This window comes from Pseudomonas sp. 1121_17, assembly GCF_052850745.1.
The window spans coordinates 61,241-86,898 of sequence record NZ_VXCX01000008.1 but is presented as its reverse complement, the minus strand read 5'-3'; the positions used below and the strand labels follow the sequence as shown (position 1 = coordinate 86,898).

Here is a 25,658-nt window from a genome sequence, read left to right as displayed (position 1 = left end):
GCCTTGCCCATCCATGTCCGTTTGTATTCCTGACCTCGCCGCGCTGGCCCAATCGATCAAGGATTGGGGCCGCGAACTCGGCTTCGCCCACGTCGGTATCGCTGGTGTAGACCTGGGCGAGCATGAACAGCACCTGGAGCGCTGGCTTGCCGCCGGCTATCACGGCGAGCTGGACTATATGGCCGCGCATGGCAGCAAACGTTCCCACCCCGAGCAGTTGATCCCGGGGACACTGCGGGTGATCTCGCTGCGCATGGACTACCTGCCCGGCGATACGCGCATGGCGCAGGTGCTCGCACAGCCGGAAAAAGCCTACGTGTCGCGCTACGCGCTGGGCCGCGACTATCACAAGCTGGTGCGCAAACGCGTGCAGCACCTGGCCGACCGCATTCAGGCAGACATCGGCCCGTTCGGCTTTCGTGCCTTTGTCGACAGCGCCCCGGTGCTGGAAAAAGCCATCGCGCAGGAGGCCGGGCTGGGCTGGATCGGCAAGAACACCCTGCTGCTCAACCGCAAGGCCGGCAGCTACTTCTTTCTTGCCGAGCTGTTCGTCGACCTGCCGCTGCCGGTGGATGAAGCCCAGACCAGCGAGCACTGCGGCCGCTGCCAGGCGTGCCTGGATGTGTGCCCGACCAATGCCTTCGTCGGCCCGTATGTACTCGACGCTCGGCGCTGTATCTCCTACCTGACTATCGAGCTGAAGCAGGCGATCCCGGTCGAGCTGCGCGCGATGATCGGCAATCGAGTGTTCGGCTGCGATGACTGCCAGATTGTCTGCCCGTGGAACCGCTTCGCCCGCCCCACCCAGGAAAACGACTTCAAGCCGCGTCATGGCCTGGACAATGCCGGCCTGGCCGAACTGTTCATGTGGGATGAGGCGACCTTTCTGGGCAATACCGAAGGCTCGCCGCTGCGCCGCGCCGGCTACGAACGCTGGCTACGCAACCTGGCGGTGGGGCTGGGCAACGCACCGTCGACCATTCCGGTGCTGGAGGCGCTGCAAGCACGCCGCGAGTACCCATCCGAACTGGTCCGCGAGCATGTCGAGTGGGCGCTGGCCCAGCACGCAGAACGGCAGGCGCAGCCAGCGAGCTGAGTGACTACTGCTGGTCGTTGTAGTGAAACTTGGGCATTTCCCAGTGGAAACGGATCGCCAGTAAACGCACCAGAAAACCACCAAACAGAGTCAACAGCGTGGCCTGCTCGGCCGGCAGATTGAAGTGCACGCAGCCCAGATAGAACCACGCCGCCGCAAACGACACGCTGGCATACAGCTCGCGGCGAAACACCAGCGGGATGTCGTTGCAGAAGATATCGCGCAGAATCCCGCCGAACACCCCGGTGATCACCCCACTGATCGACGCCACCAGCAGGCCTTGGCCCATTTCCAGCGCAGTCATGCAGCCAATCAGGGTAAACGCCACCAGCCCCAGCGCATCGAGCACCAGAAACAGCGAGCGCAGATGGCGCATCAGTGGCGCGATAAAGATCGTCAGCAGTGCAGCAAAGCTGGTCAGCACCAGGTACTCGGGGTGCTTCACCCAGGTCAGCGGATAGTGCCCCAGCAACACGTCGCGCACCGAGCCACCACCCAGCGCCGTCACGCAGGCGATCAGCACCACACCGAACCAGTCCATGCCGCGACGGCCGGCGGACAAGGCCCCGGTCATGGCTTCGGCGGTGATAGCGACGAGGTAGAGCATCAGCAACATGGTGCGAGTCCGTGCGAGAAAGGCGCGCAGTCTACCCAGTTGCACCCCGCACCAGAAGGGGGCGCGCCGACTATCGTCAGCCGGCGCAGCAGGCTCAGAACTTGATGAAGTGTTCGCGGTAGTGACGCAGCTCGGCAATCGACTCGCGAATATCGTCCAGCGCCAGGTGGGTGCCACCCTTCTGGAAGCTGTCGCGCACCTCAGGGGCCCAGCGTGCAGCCAATTCCTTGAGGGTAGAAACGTCGAGGTTGCGGTAGTGGAAGTAGCTTTCCAGCGACTTCATGTGGCGGTACAGGAAGCGCCGATCCTGGCAGATGCTGTTGCCACAGATCGGCGACTTGCCCTTCGGCACCCACTGCTGCAGAAACGCGATGGTCTGGGCCTCGGCTTCGGCCATGCTGATACGGCTGTCACGCACACGCTGGGTCAAGCCCGAGCCGCCGTGGGTACGGGTGTTCCACTCATCCATGCGCGCCAGCACTTCATCGCTGTGGTGAATGGCAATCACCGGGCCTTCGGCCAGGGTGTTGAGGTTGCTGTCGGTGACGATGGTCGCCATCTCGATGATGACGTCGCTGTCCGGATCCAGGCCGGTCATTTCCAGATCGATCCAGATCAGGTTCTGTGTGTTGTCCATGAAAGGCTCCTGAGATAGGCCGTCATAGTAGCTTAGTGGCTCGATCGGGTAATTGGCTTTGCTCGCTAATTCACTTTGTTCAACGATCCCACAGACACCGCGTCACCCAAGGTTAACGAATAGCCCACAACAGGAGCATGCTAAACTGTCAGCCGTTTTCCAACCGCAAGCCACCACGGAACATTCATGGCCAAACGCCAGCTCAATCGCCGCCAAAACTGGCGCATCGAAAAAATCCAGGGCGAACGCGCCGACCGCGCCGCCAAACGCGAGCAGCACGTCTTGCAGGAACTGGAAGGCGGCGACCTCGGACCCGAGCAATTCGGCCTGGTCATCGCCCACTTTGGCGTCCAAGTCGAAGTCGAAGCCCAGGACGGCGACACAGTTGGCCAGATCTTCCGCTGCCACCTGCGCGCCAACCTGCCTGCACTGGTCACCGGTGACCGCGTGGTATGGCGAGCAGGCAACCAGGGCATCGGCGTCATCGTCGCGCAACTACCGCGCTCGACCGAGCTGACCCGCCCCAACAACCAGGGCGTGCTCAAGCCGGTAGCCGCCAACGTCGATCTGATCGTGATCGTCTTTGCCCCCGCCCCTGAGCCCCACGCCAACCTGATCGACCGCTACCTGGTCGCCGCCGAGCACGCCGGCATTCGCCCGTTGCTGTTGCTGAACAAGGCCGACCTGATCAACGAGCAAAACGCACCGGCGCTGAATGCCTTGCTCGAGGTCTACCGCGACCTGGGCTACCCCCTGCTGGAGGTGTCGGCGCACCACGGCGACGGCATGCAGCAGCTGCAAAAAATGCTCGATGGCCACGTCAGCGTGTTTGTCGGCCAGTCCGGTGTCGGCAAGTCGTCGCTGGTCAACAGCCTGCTGCCGCAGGCGCACACGCGGGTGGGTGATCTGTCCGAGTGGTCTGGCCAGGGTACCCATACCACCACCACGGCGCGGCTTTATCACTTCCCCAACGGCGGTGACCTGATCGACTCCCCCGGTATCCGTGAATTCGGCCTGGTGCACGTCAGCCGCGATGATGTCGAAGCCGGCTTCATCGAGTTCAGCGAACTGTTCGGCACCTGTCGCTTTCGCGACTGCAAGCACGACCGCGAGCCAGGCTGCGCCTTGCTCAAGGCGCTGGACGAAGGCCGGATCAAGCCACAGCGTATGCACAGCTACCGCTCGATCATCGCCAGCCTGACCGAAGACAGCTATTAACAGCTGGTGCAGGCAAGTTGGGGCTGCTTTGCAGCCCCAATCGGCCTAACTGACCGGCATTACCGCATTGCGGCCATTTTTTGCTGTGCCGCAGGCGGTTATTCCTTCGGCTCGTCCATCTTCAAGGTACCGTCCTCGAAGAGATTGAGCTTCTGTCGCAGCTCGCGCGGCTGCATTGGCGCCTCGCCGGCACCAGCGGGCGCTGCTGCACCTGGCGCTGCCGAGCCTGGCGCCGCGGGTGCGTCAGATGCCGGCGGTGCATCCGGAGTGCCCTGCTCGCCCTCGATATTGCGCTGGGCCTTCTTGGTCAGAACGATGATATCGATGCGCCGGTTGACCGGGTTGAACGGGTTCTTGCGGTCAAACAGCGACGACGACGCATAGCCAACCACCCGCGCCACCTGGTTATCCGGATAGCCGCCCGCCACCAGCGCACGTCGCGCGGCGTTGGCACGGTTGGCCGACAGCTCCCAGTTGCCGTAGTCACCGCTACCGGCATAGGCCTTGGCATCGGTGTGGCCGCTGACGCTGATCTTGTTCGGCACCGCCTTGATGGTGTCGGCCATGGCCAGCAGGATGTCCTCGAAGTACGGCTGCAAACGCGCGCTGCCGATGTCGAACATCGGCCGGTTCTCGGCATCCATGATCTGGATACGCAGGCCGTCCTGGGTGATCTCGAACAGGATCTGATCCTTGAACTTCTGCAGTTGCGGATTTTCTTCGACCTTGTTCTGCAGCTCCTGCAAGAGCAGGTTCAGGCGTTCCTTTTCAACCTGCTCGGCCATGGTCTCGACCTGATCCTTGTCCAGCTGCACGCTGGTCTCGGGCGTCGGATCGGACTTCACCTCAGGGTTGATGGTCTTGTCCGGCGCCAGCTCAGGCGAACCGCCCAGATCAATCACATAGGGCGTACCGCTTTCGGAGAAGCCGATCGGGTCCTTGAAGTAGCCGGCGATGGCGATCTTTTGCTCTGGGGTGGCCGTCGACATCAGCCACAGCACCAGGAAGAACGCCATCATCGCCGTCGCGAAGTCGGCAAAAGCGATCTTCCAGGCGCCGCCATGGTGACCGCCGCCAAAGCGCTTGACGCGCTTGATGATTATCGGCTGATTGTTTTCCATGAATCAGCGACCGCGAACTGCTTGTTCCAGCTCGGCGAAGCTCGGACGGTGCTTGGGGTACAGCACCTTGCGCCCGAATTCCACGGCCAGCGACGGCGGCATGCCCGAGGCCGAAGCCACCAGCGACGCCTTGATCGACTCGTACAGATTGACCTCTTCCTTGGCATCGTGAGCCAGGCAGGTGGCCAGTGGGCCGAAGAAACCGTACGCAGCAAGAATACCGAAGAAGGTACCCACCAGCGCCGCACCTACGTGCATGCCGATGGCAGCCTGGTCACCCTCACCCAACGAGGCCATGGTGACGACGATACCCAGTACCGCCGCAACGATACCGAAGCCAGGCATGCCGTCGGCGATACCGGTGACCGCGTGCGAAGGGTGGTCGAGTTCTTCCTTGAGGCTCAGCAGCTCCATGTCGAACAGGCCTTCGAGCTCGTGCGGAGCCATGTTGCCGGTGGACATGATGCGCAGGTAGTCACAGATGAACGCAGTCATGCGCTCATCACCCAGCACTGCCGGGTACTTGGCGAAGATCGGGCTGGCCGAGGCGTCTTCAATATCGCCTTCGATCGCCATCATGCCTTCGCGGCGGCTCTTGTTGAGGATCTCGTAGACCAGGCCCAACACCTCCAGGTAGAAGGTATGGGTGAAACGTGAGCCGAACATCTTCATCGACTTCTTGATCACGTGCATGGTCATGTAGCCAGGGTTGGCCTGCAGGAACGCGCCAAACGCAGCCCCGCCAATGATGAGCACTTCGAACGGCTGGATCAGCGCCGCAATCTTGCCGTGGGAAAGCACGTAGCCTGCGATCACGCTCGCGAAGACGACGATGATGCCGATAATTTTAGCCATAGGTTCAAAGCACTTGAAGTCGAGGTCAGGGTCGGGGACGGGAGCTTGAAAACTCTTCTTCTACTTATCGGCAGAACTGCGCCAGACTATAGCCACTCCAAGTGAAAAGCCAGTTCGGACTGATGTCAAAATGCCAATTGAAACCAAGGTACCAAGTCAGACGCCACGCACTTTAGACCGCTGGATAAAACTGCTGGATGACGTGCGCCTGCCCGTGCCCAAGGAAAGCCACGACCGGGTACTGGCGGCCATCAATGACAACCGTCGGTCATTGCGCGACATCGCCGAACTGATGCAGGACAGCCCCGCCTTGGTGCTGTCGGTCATGCGTGAGGCCAATCACTCGGCCAACGCCAGCCAGGCCGAGCCGGCCGAGAGCCTCGAAGTTGCCCTCAATCGACTCGGACTTGAGCGCAGCGCACAGCTGCTGGCGCGCCTGCCGGCCTTGCCCGGCGATGACATTCCGCCGGTACTGCGCCAGTTTTTGTTGATTAGCCAGCATGCCGCGCAGCAGGCCAGTGGCCTGTTCGCCAGCCGCCTGGCGCGGCTGTGGCAGGAGATTCACTGGGGTAGCCTGCTGTTCCTGTCGCCGCTGTGGCCGATGGCCGTGACCTACCCCAAGCTGCTCGACACCTGGGAGCTGCGGGTTATCCACAAGGGCGAAAACGCTGCCGAGGTCGAGATCGAGCTGTTTGGCGTACGCCTGATGGAGCTGTGCCAGGCGGTCGCCCTGCACTGGCGCCTGCCGGAGTGGGTGACCCAGGGCTACCGCCTGCTTACCAGCGAACGCGAACAATTGGCTCAGGTATTCAACATTGCCCGCGAGACGGACAGCCTCGAGCAGCAGCATCGGCTTGATGAAGAACCAGGCCTGCGCCGCTGGTTCAACCAACCGGCCAACACCGTATTGCTGGCCAACGGCCTGGCGCTGGCGGCCCAGGTCGGCTGGGACAACCCGCACCTGCTGCGCTGGCAACTGCTGACCGCGCTGTACTTGCAGACCTCGCTGGACGACGTCCAGCAGCAGGTTCACCAGCAAGCCGCCGCGAGTGCCCGCCATCACGCCCGACACGCCCTGTTCCACCCGGCCGAAGCGTTGATATGGCCATGGCAGCAGCGCCGCCCGCACCCGGACATGCTCACACCACCGCCGCCGCCTGCAGAAAACCTGGAGCGCTGGCGCACGCTGTGCGCCGAAATGCTGGCCCAGCCCAGCCGCTTCAGCAATGCCGTGCACCTGGCCACTCATGCCCGCGATGCACTGCTCGCCTGCGGCATGCAGCGGGTACTGCTGCTGACCTACGACAAGGCCACTGACGCCTTGCGCGTGCAGCAGACTGCCGGGCTGCCCAAGGAAGCAGCTGCGCTGAACCTGGCAGTCAAGCAGAACAAACTGTTACAGCGCTTGACCAGCCAGGCCGGGCAACTGCGCCTGACGCCGGACAACCACGCCCAGTTCGCCGCCCTGCTGCCAGCGCCGATCAATGCCATGTTCCCCAGCGAGCACCTGCTGCTGCGCTCGCTGGCGGTCAATGGCCAGGTAATCATGCTGCTGCTTTCCGATCAGGCGGGCCGCCCGCTGGCCGACGTCAGCGTGCAGGCACTGGGCAAGACTGCACAGTGTATCGAGCGCGCTCTGGCTACCTTCGCCACCCGCAGTAGCTGAGCCTTACGCTACAATCGCCCCTCGCGTTCCACCTGGAGACTGTGGATGACTGATTTTTCTGGCTTGCCGCTGGTTATCGAAGCGCAAGACCTGTTGCCACGCCTGGGCTCGCCCGCACTGATCGTGGTCGACCTGACCAGCGCCAACCGCTATGGCAGTGGCCACGTACCCGGTGCGCGCTTCGTCGACCCCAAGCGTACCCAGCTGGGCCAACCGCCGGCGCCTGGGCTACTGCCGGCGCGCGCCGACCTGGAAAAGCTGTTCGCCGAACTCGGCCATCGTGACGATGCCGTCTATGTGGTCTACGACGACGAAGGCGGTGGCTGGGCCGGGCGTTTCATCTGGCTGCTGGATGTCATCGGTCATGCGCAGTACCACTACCTCAACGGTGGTATTCAGGCCTGGCCGGCTGATCAGCTGTCGACCGAGACGCCCGCCAGCGCCACCGGCTCGGTCAGCCTGACCATAAACGACGAGCCGACCGCCACCCGCGAATACCTGCAGAGCCGCCTCGGCGCTGCCGACCTGGCCATCTGGGACGCTCGCGCGCCGGGTGAATACCGGGGCGAGAAAGTGCTCGCGGCCAAAGGCGGGCACATCCCCGGCGCCGTCAACTTCGAGTGGACCGCAGGCATGGACATGAATGACCACCTGCGCATCCGCAAGGACATGGCCGAAGTTCTGCAAAATCTGGGTATCACTCCCGACAAGGAAGTGATCACCCATTGCCAGACCCATCACCGTTCAGGCTTTACCTATCTGGTGGCCAAGTCCCTCGGCTACCCCCGGGTCAAGGCGTACGCCGGCTCGTGGGGCGAATGGGGCAACCATCCGGACACGCCCGTAGAGGTTTAAGGAAATTCAATGAAATCGCGTTTGTTCATCATCAGTCAGTACCTGCTGCCGCACCATCTGCTGTCACGCCTGGCCGGTTGCGTTGCCGAGTGCCGCGCGCGCTGGTTCAAGAATGCCTTCACCGCCTGGTTCGCCAAGCGTTATCAGGTCGACATGTCCGAAGCGCTGGTCGAAGACCTCAGCGCCTACGAGCACTTCAACGCCTTCTTCACCCGCGCCCTGAAGCCAGGTGCACGCCCGCTGGATGAGACTCCAGGGGCCATTCTGTGCCCAGCCGATGGCGCCGTCAGCCAACTCGGGCCGATCGAGCACGGCCGCATCTTCCAGGCCAAGGGCCATGGTTACAGCGCGCTGGAGCTGCTCGGCGGCGACCCGGCGCTGGCCGCACCGTTCATGGGCGGCGAGTTCGCCACCATCTACCTGTCGCCGAAGGACTACCACCGCGTGCACATGCCGCTGGCCGGCACCCTGCGAGAGATGGTCTACGTGCCAGGCCGGCTGTTCTCGGTCAACCAGACCACTGCCGAAAACGTACCGGAGCTGTTTGCCCGCAACGAGCGCGTGGTCTGCCTGTTCGATACCGAGCGCGGGCCGATGGCGGTGGTGCTGGTCGGGGCAATGATCGTGGCTTCGATCGAAACCGTCTGGGCCGGGCTGGTGACGCCGCCCAAGCGTGAGCTGAAGACCTTCCGCTACGACGAAGCCAGCCGCACACCGATCCACCTGGAAAAAGGCGCCGAACTGGGCCGTTTCAAGCTGGGCTCCACTGCCATCGTGCTGTTTGGCCCGGAACAGGTGAAGTGGGCTGAAAGCCTCGGTGCCGGCTCTGCCGTGCGCATGGGTGAACTGCTGGCGGTGCCGACCGCAGTCTGATCCGCCGCCTACTACAAGGCCCCGCATGGCGCAAACCATGCGGGGCCTTTTCGTTTGTCGGGGCCGCTCTGCGGCCCCTTACGGCCTCAGTTCAGCCGCGAGCGTCGCGGTCGCGCAAGCCGAGCAGATACAGCACACCATCCAGACCCAGGGTCGAGATCGCCTGTTTGGCCGACTGGCGCACCAGTGGTTTGGCGCGGAAGGCCACGCCCAGCCCTGCCAGCGACAGCATGGGCAGATCGTTGGCGCCGTCGCCTACAGCGATGGTCTGTGCCAGTTGCAGGCCTTCCTTGCTGGCCAGCTCCTGCAACAGGTCAGCTTTACGCTGGGCATCGACAATTGGCTCGATGGCCACGCCTGTGACCTTGCCGTCGACCACTTCCAGCTCGTTGGCGAACACGTAGTCGATACCCAGCCGCGCCTGTACCTGCTTGGCGAAGTAGGTAAAGCCACCGGACAGGATGGCGGTCTTGTAACCCAGGCGCTTGAGCTCGGCGAACAGGTTTTCGGCACCCTCGGTCAAACGCAGCGATGCGCCAATCTCGTCCAGTACCTTAACGTCCAGGCCTTTGAGCAATGCCATGCGCTCCTTGAAGCTGGCGCGGAAATCCAGCTCGCCGCGCATGGCCCGCTCGGTAATGGCGGAGACCTGCTCGCCGACGCCGGCGGCCTTGGCCAGCTCGTCGATGACTTCGGCTTCGATCAGCGTCGAATCCATGTCGAACACCGCCAGCCGGCGGTTGCGGCGGAACAGGTCATCCTTCTGGAAGGCGATATCCACGGCCAGCTCTTCAGACAACGTGAAGAACGCGGCACGCAGGGCCTGAGCATCACTCGGCTCGCCGCGTACAGAAATCTCCAGACACGCTTTGCCATGCTCGCTGTCGGCGTTCAGCGCCACCCTCGCCGACAGGCGTTCGATGCGCTCGATGGTCAGGCCATACTGACTGATGATCGCACTGACCCGCTGCAGCTGCTCGGGGGTGACCTTGCGGCTGAGCAAGGTGACAATCTGCCGGGCGTCGCCCTGGCCATCGGCCCACTGCTGGTAGTCAGCCTCGGAAATCGGCGTGTAGCGTGCCTGCAGATTGAGCTCGTGGGCCTTGCTCTGCACGCTGTGCAGCAACTGCGTGGCGACTTCGTTATCCGGGATATCGACGAGGATGCCGAACGACAAAGTGCCGTGCATCACGGCCAGGCCGATGTCGAGAATGTTCACACCGCCCTGGAGCAGGACGCCGGTGATGGCGGCAGTGAGACCTGGGCGGTCTTCACCGGTGATGTTGATCAGAACGATTTCGCGCACAACCTGGCTCCGACTTCGATGAAAAATGCGCATTCTACCGACTTTCGGTGACTATCGGGCGCCACTTGCACTTTGCCGACAAATGCCGGGTCGCTATACTGCGCAGCACTTTCTCGTCATAAAGAGCCGCGCTCTGTGAACCGGCCCACGCCAGTTAAATCCGATAACTTCTTCCTGATGCTGTTCCATGCTCTGCGCCAACGCCGCGTACCCTTGGCATTGCGTATCGCCAGCACCAATATTTTCCTGGTGGCCATGGCGCTGGTGATCTATGCCTGCGTGATGGGCCTGCAGTTCAAGCAGGCCATGCATGAGCAGGCGGACGCCCTGGGGCAGAGCCTGACCATCCAGACGGCCACCTCGGCGACCGAGCTGCTGGTGTCCAACGACATCCTCAGCCTCAACGTGCTGCTGGGCAATCTGGTGAAGAACCCGCTGGTGGCCCACGCTGCCATCTACAGCGTCGACAACCGCATCCTCGCCGAGGCCGGTCAGCGCCCGAAAAACACCCTGCTGGGTGAAGCCGAAGGCCTGTACCAAACCAAGATCACCTTCCAGGACGTGACTGCCGGGCAACTGCGCATCAGCCTGGACATGAGCGAGTTCCAGCAACCGATGCTGATCAGCTTGCAGAGCATGGGTATTCTGGCGGGGATCCTGCTGGTCTTGGCCCTGACCCTGAGCCTGCGCCTGGGCCGCTACATCTCCACGCCGCTGCTGCAGCTGCGGGTCTGGCTGCGTGATCCGCACCCGTACACCCCGGCCATCGATCGTCAGGACGAGATCGGCGACCTTGCCCGTCAGTTGCATGCCCGCCTCGCGCCACCGCCGCCACCTGAGCCGGAAGAAGAGGAAGAACACGACGACGAGCATGACTTCGCCGACCTTGATCACGCCCCGGCAACCACCAGTGTCGCTGCCCGCAGCCGGGCTATTGCCCAGCAGGATGAGGAAGACGATGAAGCCTTTGCCGGCCTGATCGACGTCGAGCAGAGCAGCGCCAAGCCGGTTGTGGCCGCGCCCGTCTCGACCGAACCGCAGTACAGCGCCGTACTGGCCGTACAGCTGGGTTCCCAGGAGCAACTGCGCCGCCTGCCGCGCACACGCCTGACCGAGCTGCTCGAGCGTTATCGCGACTGCCTCGAACAGGCTGCTTCGCTGTATGAAGGTGAAACCTTCACCCTGACCGACGGCAGCACATTGCTGCTGTTCCACAGCCGCGAAACGGGTGAAGACTACCTGACCAATGCCATCTGCTGCGGCGAGCTGCTGCGCGCCCTGGGCCATGCCCTGCAGATCGAAGTGGCCGATAGCGGCATCACCTTGCAGCTGCAACTGGGGCTGACCGTGGGTGATGACCTGCAAGGGCTAGAGCAGGTCGATCTGCTGATGACCGAAAAAGCTCAGGATGCCCTGGCCTTGTCGCAGCACAGCCGCAACCTGCTGTTGGTCGAGCGCAAGATCACCGATGATGCGCTGGTCCGCCAACGCGCCCGCATCCGCCCGATTGCCAGCCCTGAGGGTGCGTGCTGTGTCGAGCGGTTGATGGAGCCGTACCCGTCGATGCTGGAGCGGCAGCTGGCGCGCATGCACGAGCGCCGGGTCTGAAGATCCGCTGAGGGTGCTCTTGCGCGGTCCGTGTAGGAGCGGCCTTGTGTCGCGAAAGGCCAGCGTAGCTGGCCCGGCGATGTCAGCGGCGAAGCTGAAACCGTGGGGCCGCTCCGCGACCCTTTCGCGACACAAGGCCGCTCCTACACCGACCCGCGCAAGACCATCGCAAACGAAAAGGCCGCCCCCACAGATCTCTGCAGGGGCGGCCTTTGCAAGCGCCTCAATTCAAACTCAGAACCTGAACACTTCCATATCGGTACGCACCGGCGAAGCAATCGGGATCTTCGACTTCTCTGGGGTCTTCTTGACCTGCACCGGCGCCGCCGGCTTCTTGCGGGTTTCTTCAGCCAGGGCCGGCTGATTGGCCAGCGGCTTGACCGCGCTGCTCAACTGCTCGGCCAGCTTCTGCAACAACTGCCCTTGCGCCTGCACCTGGGAAGACTCGCTGCCCTCATGCGGTTGCTCAAGGTGCACTATGCGGTTGTCACGCACGTTGCCGCGGCGATCCAGCAGGCGCCACTGGGCATCCAGAATGGCCGGCTGATCCTTGCCCGAATCCAGGCGAGTGATCGACAGCAGCACCTGCACGTCCGGCGCAAAACCACTGCTCGCCGGCGCCAGCACCACCCGTTGGCTATCCAGGCGCCAGGCCAGCTGGCGCACCAGCAGTTGGTCAATATCCGAAGACAGGCTTCCCGCCCAGCGACCGTCCGTCGCCGAAGTCAGGCTGCCGTCTGCCTGGCGCTGCAAAAAGGTCTCGCGCTGCAGGTAGTCAGCCACCGAAACCGGGCCCAGCACCACAGCCATACCGGCACTCTGCGAAGGCTGGCCAGGTTCACCACTGTCCAGCTGATACAGGGCTACCGGCTGGTGCACACTGCACCCGCCCAGGCCCAGCAGGCCGGTCATCAACAGCGCAAATGGAAAGCGCGGAAATTTCATCATCCCATCCAGGCGGCAGCCATTCGGCACACCGCAGTGATACACATGTAGAGTCTTTGGGGCGCTCGGCCACGCCGGCGCCGCGAGCGCCTATCATCCGCGAAAAGGTCGTCCGACTCCAGTAGTTCCGCCGCGAACAACGCCGAAAGTGCCGGTTCAGACGACTCGCCTGGTTAGCTCGAAGCTTCCACCAGCAGTCCATCGACGCGCTGGAAGCCGCGGGGCAGCTTGCTGCCTCGCCGACCGCGTTCGCCCTTGTAATGCTCCAGATCATCTGGCTTGAGCGACAGGGTACGCTTGCCAGCCTGCAATACAAGGGTCGAACCCTCGCTGATGACGGCCAGGTCGGTGACATACTCCTCGCGACTGGCAACCCGGTCGCCCGGTACGCCAATGATCTTGTTGCCCTTGCCCTTGCCCAGCTGCGGCAGGTCGGCAACCTTGAACACCAGCAAGCGGCCTTCGGTGGTCACCGCTGCCAGCCAGTCCTGCTCGCGGTTGCTCACCGGCCGCGGCGGGATCACCTTGGCGCCGTTGGGCAGGCTGAGCAAACCCTTGCCGGCCTTGTTCTTGGCCTGCAGGTCTTCGCCCTTGACCACGAAGCCGTAACCCGCGTCGGAGGCCACCACATACAGGGCGTCGTCCTCGGGCAGCAGCACGCACTCGAAGGTCGCCCCCGGCGGCGGTGTCAGCCGCCCGGTCAGCGGCTCACCCTGGCCACGGGCCGAGGGCAACGTGTGCGCGGCCACCGAATAACTGCGCCCGGTGGAGTCGATCAGCACGGCAAACTGGTTGGAGCGCCCCGCCGCAGCGGCCTTGAAGCCGTCACCGGCCTTGTAGGAAAGCCCGGTGGCATCGATGTCATGGCCCTTGGCGCAACGCACCCAGCCTTTTTCCGAAAGCACCACGGTGACCGGCTCGGTCGGCATCAGCTCGTTTTCCGAGAGTGCCTTGGCTTCGCTGCGCTCGACAATCGGCGAACGGCGGTCGTCGCCATACTTCTCGGCATCTTTGATCAGCTCGCTGCGCACCAGCTTTTTCAGCTTGGCGTCGCTACCCAGCAGGGCTTGCAGCTTAGCCTGCTCTTTAAGCAGTTCGTCCTGCTCACCGCGGATTTTCATTTCTTCCAGGCGAGCCAGCTGGCGCAGGCGGGTCTCGAGGATGTATTCGGCCTGGATCTCGGTTAGTTCAAAGCGGGCAATCAGCGCCTGCTTGGGGTGCTCTTCGGTACGGATGATGTGGATAACTTCATCCAGGTTGAGAAACGCCGTGAGCAAGCCGTCCAACAGGTGCAGGCGCCGCTCGACCTTGTCCAGGCGGTGCTGCAGGCGCCGGCGCACGGTGCCGACGCGGAACTGCAACCATTCCTGCAGCAACAGCAGCAGGTTTTTCAGTTGCGGCCGGCCGTCGAGGCCGATGATGTTGACGTTGACCCGGTAGCTGCTTTCCAGATCAGTGGTGGCGAACAGGTGCTGCATCAGCTCGTCGGCATCGACCCGATTGGAGCGCGGGATGATCACGATCCGGCATGGGTTCTCATGATCGGACTCGTCGCGCAGGTCAGCCACCATTGGCAGCTTCTTGGCCTGCATCTGCGCAGCGATCTGCTCGAGCACCTTGGCCCCGGAGACCTGATGCGGCAAGGCGGTGACGACAATGTCGCCATCCTCGACGCGGAACACCGCACGCATGCGGATCGAGCCTTTGCCGCTCTCGTACATCTTCAAGATGTCGGCACGCGGCGTGATGATCTCGGCTTCGGTCGGATAGTCCGGGCCTTGAATGTGCTCGCACAGCTGCTCGATGGTCGCTTTCGGCTCGTCGAGCAGGCGCACACAGGCGCTGGCGACTTCGCGCAGGTTGTGCGGCGGCACATCGGTGGCCATGCCCACAGCAATACCGGTGGTGCCGTTTAGAAGGATATTCGGCAGCCGCGCCGGCAGAACCGACGGCTCCTGCAGGGTGCCGTCGAAGTTGGGCACCCAGTCGACCGTGCCCTGGCCGACTTCGTCTAGCAGCACTTCGGAATAGCGCGACAGGCGCGCCTCGGTATAACGCATGGCCGCGAACGACTTCGGATCGTCCGGCGCACCCCAGTTGCCCTGGCCGTCGACCAGGGTATAGCGGTAGCTGAACGGCTGCGCCATCAGCACCATGGCTTCATAGCAGGCCGAGTCGCCATGGGGGTGGAACTTGCCGAGCACGTCGCCGACGGTACGCGCTGACTTCTTGTGCTTGGAATCGGCGTCCAGGCCCAACTCGCTCATGGCATAGACAATGCGCCGCTGCACAGGCTTGAGGCCGTCGCCGATATGCGGCAGAGCGCGGTCCATGATCACGTACATGGAGTAGTTGAGGTAGGCCTGTTCGGTGAAGTCAGCCAGGGAACGGCGCTCGACGCCGTCGAGACTGAGTTCCAGTGAGTCGCTCATGCGGGCCTCGTCATTTCAGGTTCTGGCGCAACAGCATGCTGCCGCCGCGCTGGGTAAATTCAAGTTGTTTGAGGGCGCTCATGCCGAGCAGCACGGTTGTGCCGTCAAGGCCGGGCACCACCAGGGCGCGTACGCCCTGCAGGCGGATATCACCCAGTTGCAGGCTGTCCAGACGGGTCCGGTAGCCTTCAGTACGACCATTGGCGGTACTCACCAGCACAGGCGCACCGCGTTGCAGCTCAAGGCCTTTGGCCAGCGACTCGGGGATGGCGACATCGGTCGCGCCGGTGTCGAGCATGAAGTGCACGGTCTGGCCGTTGATCGCGCCGTCGGCGACGAAGTGGCCCTGACCATTGCTCAGCAAGCGAACTTCGATGAAACCATCACCATGGGCCGACTCGGGTTGCGCATTGGGGTTGCGCTGCTGATCCTCCCAGACGCCAAAAAAACGCGTGGCAAGAAACATCGCCGCCGCCCAGGCGAGAATCATCAGCACCCTGCCCGCGCGCTTGCCGGCCGGCTGGCTCATGGTTTGCCACTCCAGCCGCCTTGTGGCGCAGCAAAGCGCCAGACGACCGGCCGTACTTCGCCATCGCCGCGGGCGCCGTTGTTGTTGTCCACGCCAATCCAGGCGCCCTGATCATCGATGATCAAGGCTTCGGCGACGCCAAACAGCTGGTCATAGCGGCGCGCATCGGTCAGCGCATCGGCGGCAAACGACCAGCAGCGCTCGACGGCGCCGCTGTCCGCGTCGCGCCGGCATACCCGGTAGGCATTACGCTCCAAGGTAAACAGCTTGCCGGCATACAGCGCCAGGTCAGCAAAATCGCGCGACACCGGCCGCGGCTTGTCCACTTGCGGCGGCTGCATCTCGACCCCGGCCTCGCTGAACAGCACACAGCTGCGCACGCAGGTCCACAGCGACTGCTGGCGTTGCAAGGCAACCAGGCCGCGCCGTTCCCGTTCGGCGGCCAGCCATAGACGATCGCCCGCCGGGTTGATCACCAATCCCTCGAACAAGCCATTGAAGCGCAGCAGCATGCCGCTGGCACGCGCCCGGCCAACCATCAACGGGTCGATCTTCAACCAGTTCGGCTCACCTTGCAGCGGCACCTGCAGCACCGCCGCATGGGATTCGCTGACCAAGTAGAAGTTACCCGCCTGATCGCAGCTGATACCTTCAAAGTCCAATTCACCACCGCGCACTGCGGCGACCGCCCAACTGCGCACCTTCAAGCCTAACGGCAAGCCACTGTCAGGCACCGGCGGCGCGCTGAAGGGCATCGCTTCGGCCTGCCAGGCGCCATCGCGCTGCTCGAAGCGGTAGATCCGGTCGTCATCGCGGTCGGATACACCCCACAGCGCGCCACGGCACATCGCCAGGCCCGAGAGATTGCCGCTGGGCATGCCGTCAATAGCGTGCTCGCTGCTCAGCTTCAGCTCCGGCCAGTCGCTCGCCAGACTCGGCAAAGCGACCAGGGCCAGTACTGCGGCAAGCAACCGAACAATCAAACCATGACCTCAGCCAGGTTGCCTTTGGTTTCCAGCCAGCTCTTGCGATCACCGGCGCGCTTCTTCGCCAGCAGCTTGTCCATCAGCTCGCAGGTGGCCTCGACGTCATCCAGAGTCAACTGCACCAGGCGCCGGGTGTTCGGGTCCATGGTGGTTTCGCGCAGCTGCGGCGGGTTCATCTCACCCAGGCCCTTGAAGCGGGTGACCTGCGGCTTGCCACGTTTTTTCTCGGCGACCAAACGGTCAAGAATGCCGTCACGCTCCGCTTCATCGAGGGCGTAGTAGATCTCCTTGCCCAGGTCGATGCGGTACAGCGGCGGCATGGCGACGTAGACGTTGCCCGCCTCGACCAACGGCCGGAAGTGCTGCACGAATAGGGCGCAGAGCAAGGTGGCGATGTGCAGGCCGTCGGAGTCGGCGTCGGCGAGGATGCAGATCTTGCCGTAGCGCAGCTGCGACAGGTCGGTGGCACCCGGATCGACACCGATGGCCACGGCGATGTTGTGCACTTCCTGGCTGGCCAGCACTTCGCCGCCGTCGACTTCCCAGGTATTGAGGATCTTCCCGCGCAGCGGCAGGATGGCCTGGAATTCCTTGTCCCGCGCCTGCTTCGCCGAACCGCCGGCGGAGTCACCCTCGACCAGAAACAGCTCGGAGCGCATCGGGTCCTGGCCAGCGCAGTCGGCCAGCTTGCCGGGCAGTGCCGGGCCCTGGGTAATGCGCTTGCGCTCGACCTTCTTGCTCGCCTTGAGGCGGCGACCCGCGTTGCTGATGGCAAGCTCCGCCAGCTGCATGCCCAGTTCAGGGTGCGCGTTGAGCCACAAGCTGAAGGCATCCTTGACCACGCCGGAGACGAACGCCGCCGCCTCGCGCGAGGACAAGCGCTCTTTGGTCTGGCCGGAGAACTGCGGCTCCTGCATCTTCATCGACAGGACGAAGCTGATCCGCTCCCAGATGTCTTCCGGGGCCAGCTTGACCCCACGCGGCAGCAGGTTGCGGAACTCGCAGAACTCGCGCATGGCATCCAGCAGACCTTGGCGCAGGCCGTTGACGTGGGTACCCCCTTGCGCCGTCGGGATCAGGTTGACGTAGCTTTCCTGCACGCTGTCGCCGCCCTCAGGCAGCCATAGCAATGCCCAGTCGACCGCTTCCTTGTTACCGGCCAGGCTGCCGCAGAACGGCTCGTCGGGCAGCCGCAGGAAGTCGCTGACCGAATCGACCAGGTACGAGCGCAGGCCGTCTTCGTAGTGCCACTCGACTTTCTCGCCACTGGCCTTGTCTTCGAAGCTGATCGACAAGCCCGGGCAGAGCACGGCCTTGGCCTTGAGCACATGCTTGAGGCGGCTGATGGAAAACTTCGGCGAGTCGAAGTACTTCGGATCAGGGCTGAAATACACGCTGGTACCGGTGTTGCGCTTGCCGACCGTACCGATCACTTCCAGCTCGGTGGCCTTGTAGCCGTCGGCGAAGGTCATCTGGTATTCGTTGCCGTCACGCTTGACCCGCACCCGAACCTGGGTCGACAAGGCGTTGACCACGGAGATACCAACGCCGTGCAGACCACCGGAGAACTGGTAGTTCTTGTTCGAGAACTTGCCGCCGGCGTGCAGTTTGGTAAGGATCAGTTCGACACCCGAGACGCCCTCTTCGGGGTGGATGTCGACCGGCATGCCGCGGCCATCGTCGCTGACTTCCAGCGAGTGGTCGGCATGCAGGATGACCTGCACCGAGCGGGCGTGGCCGGCCAGGGCTTCGTCGACACTGTTGTCGATGACCTCCTGGGCCAGGTGGTTGGGCCGGCTGGTGTCGGTGTACATACCGGGCCGTTTACGCACCGGATCGAGGCCGGAGAGGACTTCGATGGCGTCGGCGTTATAGGCGCTAGCGCTGGGGTTGGCCATGGGTTCTCGTCGTCAGTCTGGTGAATGCGAAAAAATCAAAATACAGAAAAATCGAGCGCCGCATATTGCTCGCGGGCAATGCCGGCAAAAGCCAGCAACGCCGGCAGGCGCTTGGTGAAGCCCTGGAAACTATGGTCGCCACCGGCTTCGATACGCAGCGCGCAGGCCTGGTAGTAGGCAGCGGCGTGGCGGTAGTCGAGGGTTTCATCGGCAGTCTGCAACCACACCTGGTAACGCGCGGCATCGGTTGGCGGCGCCCCTTCGAGCTCGGCCAGCGCCTGCACGTGGTCCAGGGTCAGCTCCCAAGGCTCATCGGTATACAGGTTGCGCTGGGTGCCCAGGTAGCCGTCGAACAAGCGGTGCGGCGCTACCGCCGGGTTGATCAGCAGGGCCTTGAGGCCATGCCGCTCGGCCAGATGGGTCGCATAGTAGCCGCCCAGCGAACTGCCTACCAGCAAGGGCGCGCCCAACTCGGCAATGGCGGCTTCAAGCTGGCCAATCGCCTCACGCGGGTGATGGTGCAGCGCGGGGATGCGCAACTGGCCAGCCAGGCCCAGTTGCTGCATCACCGCCTCAAGCTGGCGCGCCTTGGTCGACAGCGGCGAGCTGTTGAAGCCGTGGATATAAAGGATGGAACCCGACATGCTGCCCCCGGTGTCTGCTGCGGCGCGCCCGCCAGTTGGGGCGCAGGGACGCGCAGTGTAGCGTGTTCGCCGAGCATTGGCGCTGCTTCGGGATTTTCGTAATAAATTGCTCAAAGTCGCTGAGGGCTGCGCGCTCAATAACCGGGGCTGTTGAAATCCAGCTGCAGCACATAATCCAGCGCCCGCTCTACGCCTGTTTCCAGCTGACCGTCTGCGTGCAGGCGCAGCCAGCGGTATCCCGGCAATTCTTCACTGACCTTGAAGTCGACGCTACCCGGGGCGAACTGGATGCAGGTCGACGGTGTTGCCATGTAGCGCACGCCGTCACGCGTCTGCTCGAAGGCTTGGTGCACATGCCCCCAGAGCACCGCGCGCACCTGCGGGTGAGCCTGCACCCGTTGCAGCAACTCATCGCTGTTGCGCAGGCCGATCGGCGCCATCCAGGCGCAGCCGATATCCACCGGCTGGTGGTGACAGCAGATCAGGCTATGGCGCTGGGAGGCACTGTTCAGGGCTTGATCGAGGACGGCAAGCTGCGCCGGCGCGAGCAGGCCATGGGTCGCGCCCACCACTGCCGAGTCGAGCATGATGATGCGCCAGTTGCCCACATCGGTTACCGACTGCAATAAATCCGTACCTTGCGCCACCTCGGCCATCACTCGCGCCTGATCATGGTTGCCCGGCAGCCAGCGGGCTGGCGCGCGCAGCGTCGCCGTCATCTCGGCAAAGGCGCGATAGGCCGTCGCGCTGGCATCCTGCGACAGGTCGCCGGTGCACAGCAGCAAGTCGATTGCAGGCTGTTCGCGATGCACCTGGTCGATCACATGCTGCAGACTGCCGCGGGTATTCAGGCCCAGCAGGGTGCCCGCCGGATCAGCAAACAGATGGGCGTCGGTCAGTTGCACGACGTTGATCGGTGCATGGGGATGGTTGGGCTGCGGCAACGGCCGTCTCCTCGAGCGAGTTCTTCGCGATTATCGCCGCTGACAGCTTTCACGCAAGCCGGCGAAGCCGACTCGCATCACATTTTCAGCGTACTGCCGCCAATTCATGGCCGCAGGCCAGGCAGTGGCTCAGCCATTCGCCGAGAAACAGGTTGAGCTGGGCCTTCTCGTCGGGCTGGTGCATGGCTTCGTTGGGGTACGGGTAGATGCTGCGAAAGCGCCGTGCATGCTCGGCGCTGACCACTTCGGCCATGCGCGCATCGTGGTACACCTGCACTTCCAACTGCGGCACCGGCAGCCAGGGCAGGCTATGTTCCTGACGCACGCGCAGGGTGGTGGTGTATGGGCACGTCAGCAGCACGTCCAGCACCAGCACGCCAAGCATCTGGTCGCCCTGGGTCATACCGATGCGCCGCGAGCTCTGGGTAGTACGCATGTCCGGCAACAGGCGCATCAAGCGAGCGTAGTTGGCCTCGCAGGCACTTTGCAGCCCGACCAGATCGACCCGATAACGCTCGCGCAGCAGGTTCACTTCCACATCCCCCGTACTTCGTCGCGGTTCAGCGCCAGCCATTGCAGGCCGATGATGCTGGCCGCGTTGCAGATGCGCCCGTCACGTACCGCCTGCAGGGCGTCCTCGAACGACCAGACGCGCACGCGGATATCCTCGCCCTCTTCCTCCAGCCCATGCAAGCCGCCGGCACCTTCGCTGACGCAGCGGCCGAGAAACAGATGCACGAACTCGTCGCTGCCGCCCGGCGATGGGAAGTAGCGGGTCATCGGCCACAGGGCCGAGAAGGTCAGGCCGGCTTCTTCTTCGGCTTCGCGATGGGCAACCTCTTCAGGCTGCTCGTCCTTGTCGATCAGGCCCGCGACCATTTCAATCAGCCAGGGATTGGCCACCTTGCCCATGGCGCCAGCGCGGAACTGCTCGATCAGCACCACCTCGTCGCGCAGCGGATCGTACGGCAGCACGCACACTGCATCGTGGCGCACGAACAGCTCGCGGCTGATCTCACGGCTCATGCCGCCGGCGAACAGCTCATGGCGCAGGTGCAGCTTGTCGAGCTTGTAAAAGCCCTGGAAGCAGTTCTCGCGCTTGACGATCTCAACCGTCTTGGGCACCGAATTGGACGTGTCTGTCATGGAAATCCTCATTACCTCAACTACCGCATCGCGCCATCCTACTCTGCGTTTGACCGGGTTTCACCCCTTTCCGTTGACCGTTCAGGCTGCTGGAAGCGGGTGCGTCATGTCTGTTAGCTTAGTGGCGAACCGACGGCTTTGCCGACGGTCCAAGGCCGACTATCCAAGTTCTGCAAGGATCATCATGACGCTAGTCAAACTGACTTCCGTGGCTGTGCTGGCGGTGGCACTGAGCGCCTGCCAGAGCCTGTTCGCGCCCAATTGCCGGGCCCCGCTCGAGGTCAAGCGCGATGCCTGGGAGCACGTCAAGCCGGGCTGCAGCGCCAGCGACTGCCCGTTGGTGAACATCGACACCGTGCACTTCCCGGCGCTGCCCAAGCTCGACGCCATCGTCGAAAGCCGCCTGCTGCAACTGACCACCGACAACGCCCGCAGCAGCGCGCCGACCTCGCTCAAGGCCTACGAGGATCAGTACCTGGCCAGCGCCGACAAGCGCAACAGCAGCTACCTGCAAGCCAAGGTACGTGAACAGCATGACGGCTTGGTGATCATCGAGCTGTCCAGCTACCTCGACAGTGGTGGCGCCCACGGCATGCCCGGCCGCGCGTTCATCAACTACTCGCGCAAGCAGGACAAGGTCCTGACCCTGCAGGACATGCTGGTGCCAGGCCAGGAAGACACCTTCTGGAAAACCGTCGAAGAGTCGCACCGCGCCTGGATGATCAGCACCGGCATGGACAAGGACGCCGAATTCGTCAAGACCTGGCCGTTCAAGAAGTCCCCGCACATTGCCCTGACCTACGGTGCGGTCGTGGTGAAGTACGAGGTGTATGCCATCGCGCCCTACTCCATGGGCCACATCGAGCTGAAAATCCCCTACCCGCGCCTGAATGGCGTGATCAAGCCTGAGCTGTTTCCCGGCCGCGGCTGACACTCAATAGCCCGTACAGCAGCCCTGCCAGCATCAATGCCGGCAGTGTTGCGCCGAACTCCGGGGCCAGATTGGCAATGCCATGATAGGCCGCGACGCCCAGCGCCCAGGCCAGCAGCGCCTGCCAGTGCAAACCCTCGACACGGGTCGGCAGCTGGCGCCGGCGGATCACGAAGTGATCCATCAGCACCACGCCGAACAGCGGCGCGAATACCGAACCGATCAACAGCAGGAAGTTCTCGTACTGGGCCAGCGGCGCCAGGCAGGCGATCAGCGTGCACAGCAGGCCGATCGCCAGGGCCAGGTGTTCGACCTTGATCGGCAGCAGCAAGCCGGTGGAGACCGCGCCGGAATGGATATCGGCAAAAGCGTTCTCGGTCTCATCCAGCAGAATCAACAACAGCGGGATACCCAAGCCGGCGCCGGCCAGCGCCAGCAGCAGGGCATTGGCCTCACCGCTTGGCGCAAAGGCCAGGGTGTAGGCAACGCCAAGGCTCATCAGCCAGGCATTACCAAGCAGATAACCGAGCACGGTGCCACTGAACACGCGGCCCGCATGCTGGGCGAAGCGGGAATAGTCGGCAATCAACGGCAACCACGACAGCGGCATGGCGATGACGATGTCAAAACCCACCGCCAGCGACATCGAGCCATCGCCCGCACGCTGCCAGATAGCGCTCAGATCGGCCTTGGCAAACAGGTTCCAGGTCAGCCACAGGCAGGCGCCGATCAATAGCCAGATACCCCACTTGCGCAAGATCTTGCGCACGAAGGTCAGCGGACCGCAGATTGCCAGCAGCGTTGCCAACGCGCCAAAGCACAGCGTCCACAGCAGCGGGCTGGTCCAGGCACTATCGGCTCCGAACGCCCGCGCGCCGAGCAGGCTGGCGGCGTCGCGCATGACGATGATTTCAAACGAGCCCCAGCCAATCAGCTGGAGCAGGTTGAGCACTGCCGGCAGGCGCACGCCGTGCCGGCCAAGGCTCAAGCGCAAGGTGCCCATGGCCGACAGGCCGGTGTCACTGCCGATCACCCCGGCGGCAGCCAGCAGCAGCACGCCAACCGCAGTGCCGAGCACGATTGCCAGTATCGCGCCGGCCAGACCCAGACCGGGCGCGAGCATGGCGCCGACCTGCAGCACCATCAAGCCAGTGCCAAGGGAGAACCACAGGACAAACAGGTCCCGCCCGCCAAACAGGCGCTGGCTGGCGGCGATCGGCTGATCGGGGGAGAAGTTGCTGGGGGTAGTCATAGTTGATGCTCGCCGGAGTTATTGTGGAGATGCGAGGTCTTCGCGCTCGTTCGCGGGTAAACCCGCTCCCACAAGGTTTTGCAGCGCCGCCTAAACCTGTGGGAGCGGGTGTACCGGGACGCCGGACCGCCGCGAAGGGCCGCAAAGCGGCCCCAGTTGCATCACACCTTCTGATACAGCTGGCTGCCGGTCTGACGGAAGCGCTCGGACTGCTCGCGCATGCCCTCCTCGACCGACATGTCGACCGCCTCGATACGCTGATTGGCAGCGTACTCGCGCACTTCCTGGGTGATCTTCATCGAGCAGAACTTCGGCCCGCACATCGAGCAGAAGTGAGCGACCTTGGCCGATTCCTTGGGCAGGGTCTCGTCGTGGTAGGCACGGGCGGTGTCCGGGTCCAGGCCAAGGTTGAACTGGTCCTGCCAGCGGAACTCGAAGCGCGCCTTGGACAGCGCGTTGTCGCGGATCTGCGCGCCGGGGTGGCCCTTGGCAAGGTCGGCGGCATGTGCGGCGATCTTGTAAGTGATGATGCCGGTCTTGACGTCATCCTTGTTCGGCAGGCCGAGGTGCTCCTTGGGCGTGACATAGCAGAGCATGGCGCAGCCAAACCAGCCGATCATCGCCGCACCGATGCCCGAGGTGATGTGGTCGTAGCCCGGCGCGATGTCAGTGGTCAGCGGGCCGAGGGTGTAGAACGGCGCCTCGTCGCAGCATTCCAGCTGCTTGTCCATGTTCTCCTTGATCAACTGCATCGGCACATGGCCGGGGCCTTCGATCATGCACTGTACGTCGTGCCTCCAGGCGATCTTGGTCAGTTCGCCCAGGGTCTCCAGCTCACCGAACTGGGCGGCGTCGTTGGCATCGGCAATCGAGCCCGGACGCAGGCCGTCGCCGAGCGAGAAGCTGACGTCGTAAGCCTTCATGATTTCGCAGATTTCATCGAAATGGGTGTAGAGGAAGTTCTCCTGGTGATGCGCCAGGCACCACTTGGCCATGATCGAACCACCACGGCTGACAATGCCGGTGACGCGCTTGGCGGTCAGCGGCACGTAGCGCAGGAGCACGCCGGCATGGATGGTGAAGTAGTCCACGCCCTGCTCGGCCTGCTCGATCAAGGTGTCGCGGAACAGCTCCCAGGTCAGGTCTTCGGCAACGCCGCCGACCTTTTCCAGTGCTTGGTAAATCGGCACGGTGCCGATCGGCACCGGCGAGTTGCGGATGATCCACTCGCGGGTTTCATGGATGTGCTTGCCGGTGGAGAGGTCCATGACCGTGTCCGAACCCCAGCGGATGCCCCAGGTCAGCTTGGCCACTTCTTCTTCGATGGACGACCCCAGCGCGCTGTTGCCGATGTTGCCGTTGATCTTCACCAGAAAGTTACGGCCGATGATCATCGGTTCGAGTTCGGTGTGGTTGATGTTGGCCGGGATGATCGCGCGGCCACGGGCGATTTCGTCGCGGACGAACTCTGCGGTGATTTCCTTGGGCACACTGGCGCCGAAGCTGTGGCCGGCGTGCTGCTGCTCAAGCAGGCCGGCAGCGCGGGCCTCTTGCAGCTTCATGTTTTCGCGGATGGCGACGTATTCCATCTCGGCAGTAATGATGCCCTGCCGCGCGTAGTGCATCTGCGTGACGTTGGCGCCGGCCTTGGCCCGGCGCGGATTGCGCACGTGGGCAAAGCGCAGCTTGGTCAGCTCGGCATCGCTCAGGCGCTGCTGGCCGAAGTTCGAGCTCAGACCCTCCAGGCGTTCGGTGTCGCCCCGCGCGTCGATCCAGGCCGAGCGGACATCGCCCAGGCCTTTGCGCACATCGATGCTGACAGCGGGGTCGGTATACGGGCCCGAGGTGTCGTACACCAGCACCGGCGCATTGGCTTCGCCGCCAAAGTCGGTAGGGGTGTCATCCAGGCTGATTTCGCGCATGGGCACACGGATATCCGGGCGCGGACCCTGGACATACACTTTGCGCGAACGGGTGAAGGGTTGCACAGACTGCTGATCGACTTGCGCCGATTCGCTGAGGTTGATCGCTTTTTCTTGTTTGCTCATCACAGGCTCCAGACAGCTTCCTAGCGGCGGAATGTCGGGGAGAACCTGAATG

The 25,658-nt window shown here is 63.4% G+C and carries 23 protein-coding genes; 7 read left to right on the top strand and 16 right to left on the bottom strand.

Annotation, left to right across the window (positions count from 1 at the left end; all coding sequences use genetic code 11):
* The first annotated feature begins 13 nt into the window (after nt 1-13).
* Nucleotides 14-1,096 (top strand): tRNA epoxyqueuosine(34) reductase QueG, encoded by a 1,083-nt coding sequence (gene queG / locus FW789_RS15830; protein ID WP_103435847.1) that lies wholly within the window; start codon nt 14-16, stop codon nt 1,094-1,096.
* Between the two features lie 4 nt (nt 1,097-1,100).
* Here queG and FW789_RS15825 read toward each other — a convergent pair whose 3' ends face one another.
* Both FW789_RS15825 and orn read right to left on the bottom strand, forming a co-directional pair.
* Nucleotides 1,101-1,712, bottom strand: a complete 612-nt coding sequence (locus FW789_RS15825) for a trimeric intracellular cation channel family protein (protein WP_101315895.1) — start codon at nt 1,710-1,712, stop codon at nt 1,101-1,103.
* A gap of 94 nt (nt 1,713-1,806) precedes the next feature.
* Nucleotides 1,807-2,349 carry an oligoribonuclease gene (gene orn, locus FW789_RS15820; RefSeq protein WP_103435846.1) on the bottom strand — a complete coding sequence of 181 codons (543 nt, stop codon included), beginning with the start codon at nt 2,347-2,349 and terminating at the stop codon, nt 1,807-1,809.
* A 186-nt stretch (nt 2,350-2,535) separates the two neighbouring features.
* On the opposite strand from orn, the gene rsgA reads away from it, so the two are divergent.
* Nucleotides 2,536-3,567: a small ribosomal subunit biogenesis GTPase RsgA gene (gene rsgA / locus FW789_RS15815; protein ID WP_181107304.1), complete on the top strand. Its 1,032-nt coding sequence runs from the start codon at nt 2,536-2,538 to the stop codon at nt 3,565-3,567.
* Between the two features lie 98 nt (nt 3,568-3,665).
* Here rsgA and motB read toward each other — a convergent pair whose 3' ends face one another.
* Both motB and motA read right to left on the bottom strand, forming a co-directional pair.
* Nucleotides 3,666-4,688, bottom strand: a complete 1,023-nt coding sequence (gene motB / locus FW789_RS15810) for a flagellar motor protein MotB (RefSeq protein ID WP_186700658.1) — start codon at nt 4,686-4,688, stop codon at nt 3,666-3,668.
* A gap of 3 nt (nt 4,689-4,691) precedes the next feature.
* Nucleotides 4,692-5,543: a flagellar motor stator protein MotA gene (gene motA / locus FW789_RS15805; RefSeq protein WP_101315887.1), complete on the bottom strand. Its 852-nt coding sequence runs from the start codon at nt 5,541-5,543 to the stop codon at nt 4,692-4,694.
* 130 nt (nt 5,544-5,673) lie between these two features.
* On the opposite strand from motA, the gene FW789_RS15800 reads away from it, so the two are divergent.
* From FW789_RS15800 to asd, 3 genes are read left to right on the top strand one after another with little or no spacing between them, the layout of a single operon-like run.
* The gene (locus FW789_RS15800) at nt 5,674-7,209 is read left to right on the top strand and encodes an HDOD domain-containing protein (RefSeq protein ID WP_446431729.1); all 1,536 of its coding nucleotides are present in this window, start codon (nt 5,674-5,676) and stop codon (nt 7,207-7,209) included.
* 45 nt (nt 7,210-7,254) lie between these two features.
* A complete protein-coding gene (locus FW789_RS15795; RefSeq protein WP_186700660.1) occupies nt 7,255-8,064 on the top strand; it encodes a rhodanese-like domain-containing protein in 810 nt (269 codons plus the stop codon).
* A 9-nt stretch (nt 8,065-8,073) separates the two neighbouring features.
* Nucleotides 8,074-8,937 carry an archaetidylserine decarboxylase gene (gene asd / locus FW789_RS15790; protein WP_186700664.1) on the top strand — a complete coding sequence of 288 codons (864 nt, stop codon included), beginning with the start codon at nt 8,074-8,076 and terminating at the stop codon, nt 8,935-8,937.
* A 91-nt stretch (nt 8,938-9,028) separates the two neighbouring features.
* Here the strand turns inward: asd and serB are convergent, their stop codons facing one another.
* A complete protein-coding gene (serB, locus tag FW789_RS15785; protein WP_411562269.1) occupies nt 9,029-10,243 on the bottom strand; it encodes a phosphoserine phosphatase SerB in 1,215 nt (404 codons plus the stop codon).
* A 135-nt stretch (nt 10,244-10,378) separates the two neighbouring features.
* Between serB and FW789_RS15780 the strand changes: the two genes are divergently transcribed.
* On the top strand, nt 10,379-11,851 hold the full coding sequence (locus FW789_RS15780; RefSeq protein WP_103435841.1) for a histidine kinase: 1,473 nt from the start codon (nt 10,379-10,381) through the stop codon (nt 11,849-11,851).
* Between the two features lie 234 nt (nt 11,852-12,085).
* Here the strand turns inward: FW789_RS15780 and FW789_RS15775 are convergent, their stop codons facing one another.
* From FW789_RS15775 to FW789_RS15735, 9 genes are all read right to left on the bottom strand, one after another.
* The gene (locus FW789_RS15775; RefSeq protein ID WP_186700666.1) at nt 12,086-12,796 is read right to left on the bottom strand and encodes a PqiC family protein; all 711 of its coding nucleotides are present in this window, start codon (nt 12,794-12,796) and stop codon (nt 12,086-12,088) included.
* A 173-nt stretch (nt 12,797-12,969) separates the two neighbouring features.
* The gene (gene parC, locus FW789_RS15770; RefSeq protein WP_446431728.1) at nt 12,970-15,228 is read right to left on the bottom strand and encodes a DNA topoisomerase IV subunit A; all 2,259 of its coding nucleotides are present in this window, start codon (nt 15,226-15,228) and stop codon (nt 12,970-12,972) included.
* A 10-nt stretch (nt 15,229-15,238) separates the two neighbouring features.
* Nucleotides 15,239-15,757 (bottom strand): retropepsin-like aspartic protease family protein, encoded by a 519-nt coding sequence (locus FW789_RS15765; RefSeq protein WP_103435839.1) that lies wholly within the window; start codon nt 15,755-15,757, stop codon nt 15,239-15,241.
* Nucleotides 15,754-16,737: an esterase-like activity of phytase family protein gene (locus FW789_RS15760; protein ID WP_446431764.1), complete on the bottom strand. Its 984-nt coding sequence runs from the start codon at nt 16,735-16,737 to the stop codon at nt 15,754-15,756. The genes FW789_RS15765 and FW789_RS15760 overlap by 4 nt, the downstream gene beginning before the upstream one ends.
* On the bottom strand, nt 16,737-18,641 hold the full coding sequence (parE, locus tag FW789_RS15755) for a DNA topoisomerase IV subunit B (protein ID WP_101315871.1): 1,905 nt from the start codon (nt 18,639-18,641) through the stop codon (nt 16,737-16,739). The genes FW789_RS15760 and parE overlap by 1 nt, the downstream gene beginning before the upstream one ends.
* Nucleotides 18,642-18,676: 35 nt before the next feature.
* Nucleotides 18,677-19,285 carry a YqiA/YcfP family alpha/beta fold hydrolase gene (locus FW789_RS15750; RefSeq protein WP_207073748.1) on the bottom strand — a complete coding sequence of 203 codons (609 nt, stop codon included), beginning with the start codon at nt 19,283-19,285 and terminating at the stop codon, nt 18,677-18,679.
* A 134-nt stretch (nt 19,286-19,419) separates the two neighbouring features.
* The gene (gene cpdA, locus FW789_RS15745) at nt 19,420-20,229 is read right to left on the bottom strand and encodes a 3',5'-cyclic-AMP phosphodiesterase (protein WP_103435836.1); all 810 of its coding nucleotides are present in this window, start codon (nt 20,227-20,229) and stop codon (nt 19,420-19,422) included.
* An 85-nt stretch (nt 20,230-20,314) separates the two neighbouring features.
* Nucleotides 20,315-20,767, bottom strand: a complete 453-nt coding sequence (locus tag FW789_RS15740) for a DUF1249 domain-containing protein (RefSeq protein WP_101315865.1) — start codon at nt 20,765-20,767, stop codon at nt 20,315-20,317.
* A complete protein-coding gene (locus FW789_RS15735; RefSeq protein ID WP_186700670.1) occupies nt 20,758-21,375 on the bottom strand; it encodes an NUDIX domain-containing protein in 618 nt (205 codons plus the stop codon). Before FW789_RS15735 ends, FW789_RS15740 begins: the two co-directional genes overlap by 10 nt.
* A 184-nt stretch (nt 21,376-21,559) precedes the next feature.
* Between FW789_RS15735 and FW789_RS15730 the strand changes: the two genes are divergently transcribed.
* On the top strand, nt 21,560-22,306 hold the full coding sequence (locus FW789_RS15730; protein ID WP_446431727.1) for an RsiV family protein: 747 nt from the start codon (nt 21,560-21,562) through the stop codon (nt 22,304-22,306).
* Here the strand turns inward: FW789_RS15730 and cytX are convergent.
* Nucleotides 22,275-23,558, bottom strand: a complete 1,284-nt coding sequence (gene cytX, locus FW789_RS15725; RefSeq protein ID WP_411562272.1) for a putative hydroxymethylpyrimidine transporter CytX — start codon at nt 23,556-23,558, stop codon at nt 22,275-22,277. The genes FW789_RS15730 and cytX overlap by 32 nt on opposite strands.
* Nucleotides 23,559-23,719: 161 nt before the next feature.
* Nucleotides 23,720-25,606 (bottom strand): phosphomethylpyrimidine synthase ThiC, encoded by a 1,887-nt coding sequence (gene thiC / locus FW789_RS15720; RefSeq protein ID WP_446431726.1) that lies wholly within the window; start codon nt 25,604-25,606, stop codon nt 23,720-23,722.
* Nucleotides 25,607-25,658 lie beyond the last annotated feature (52 nt).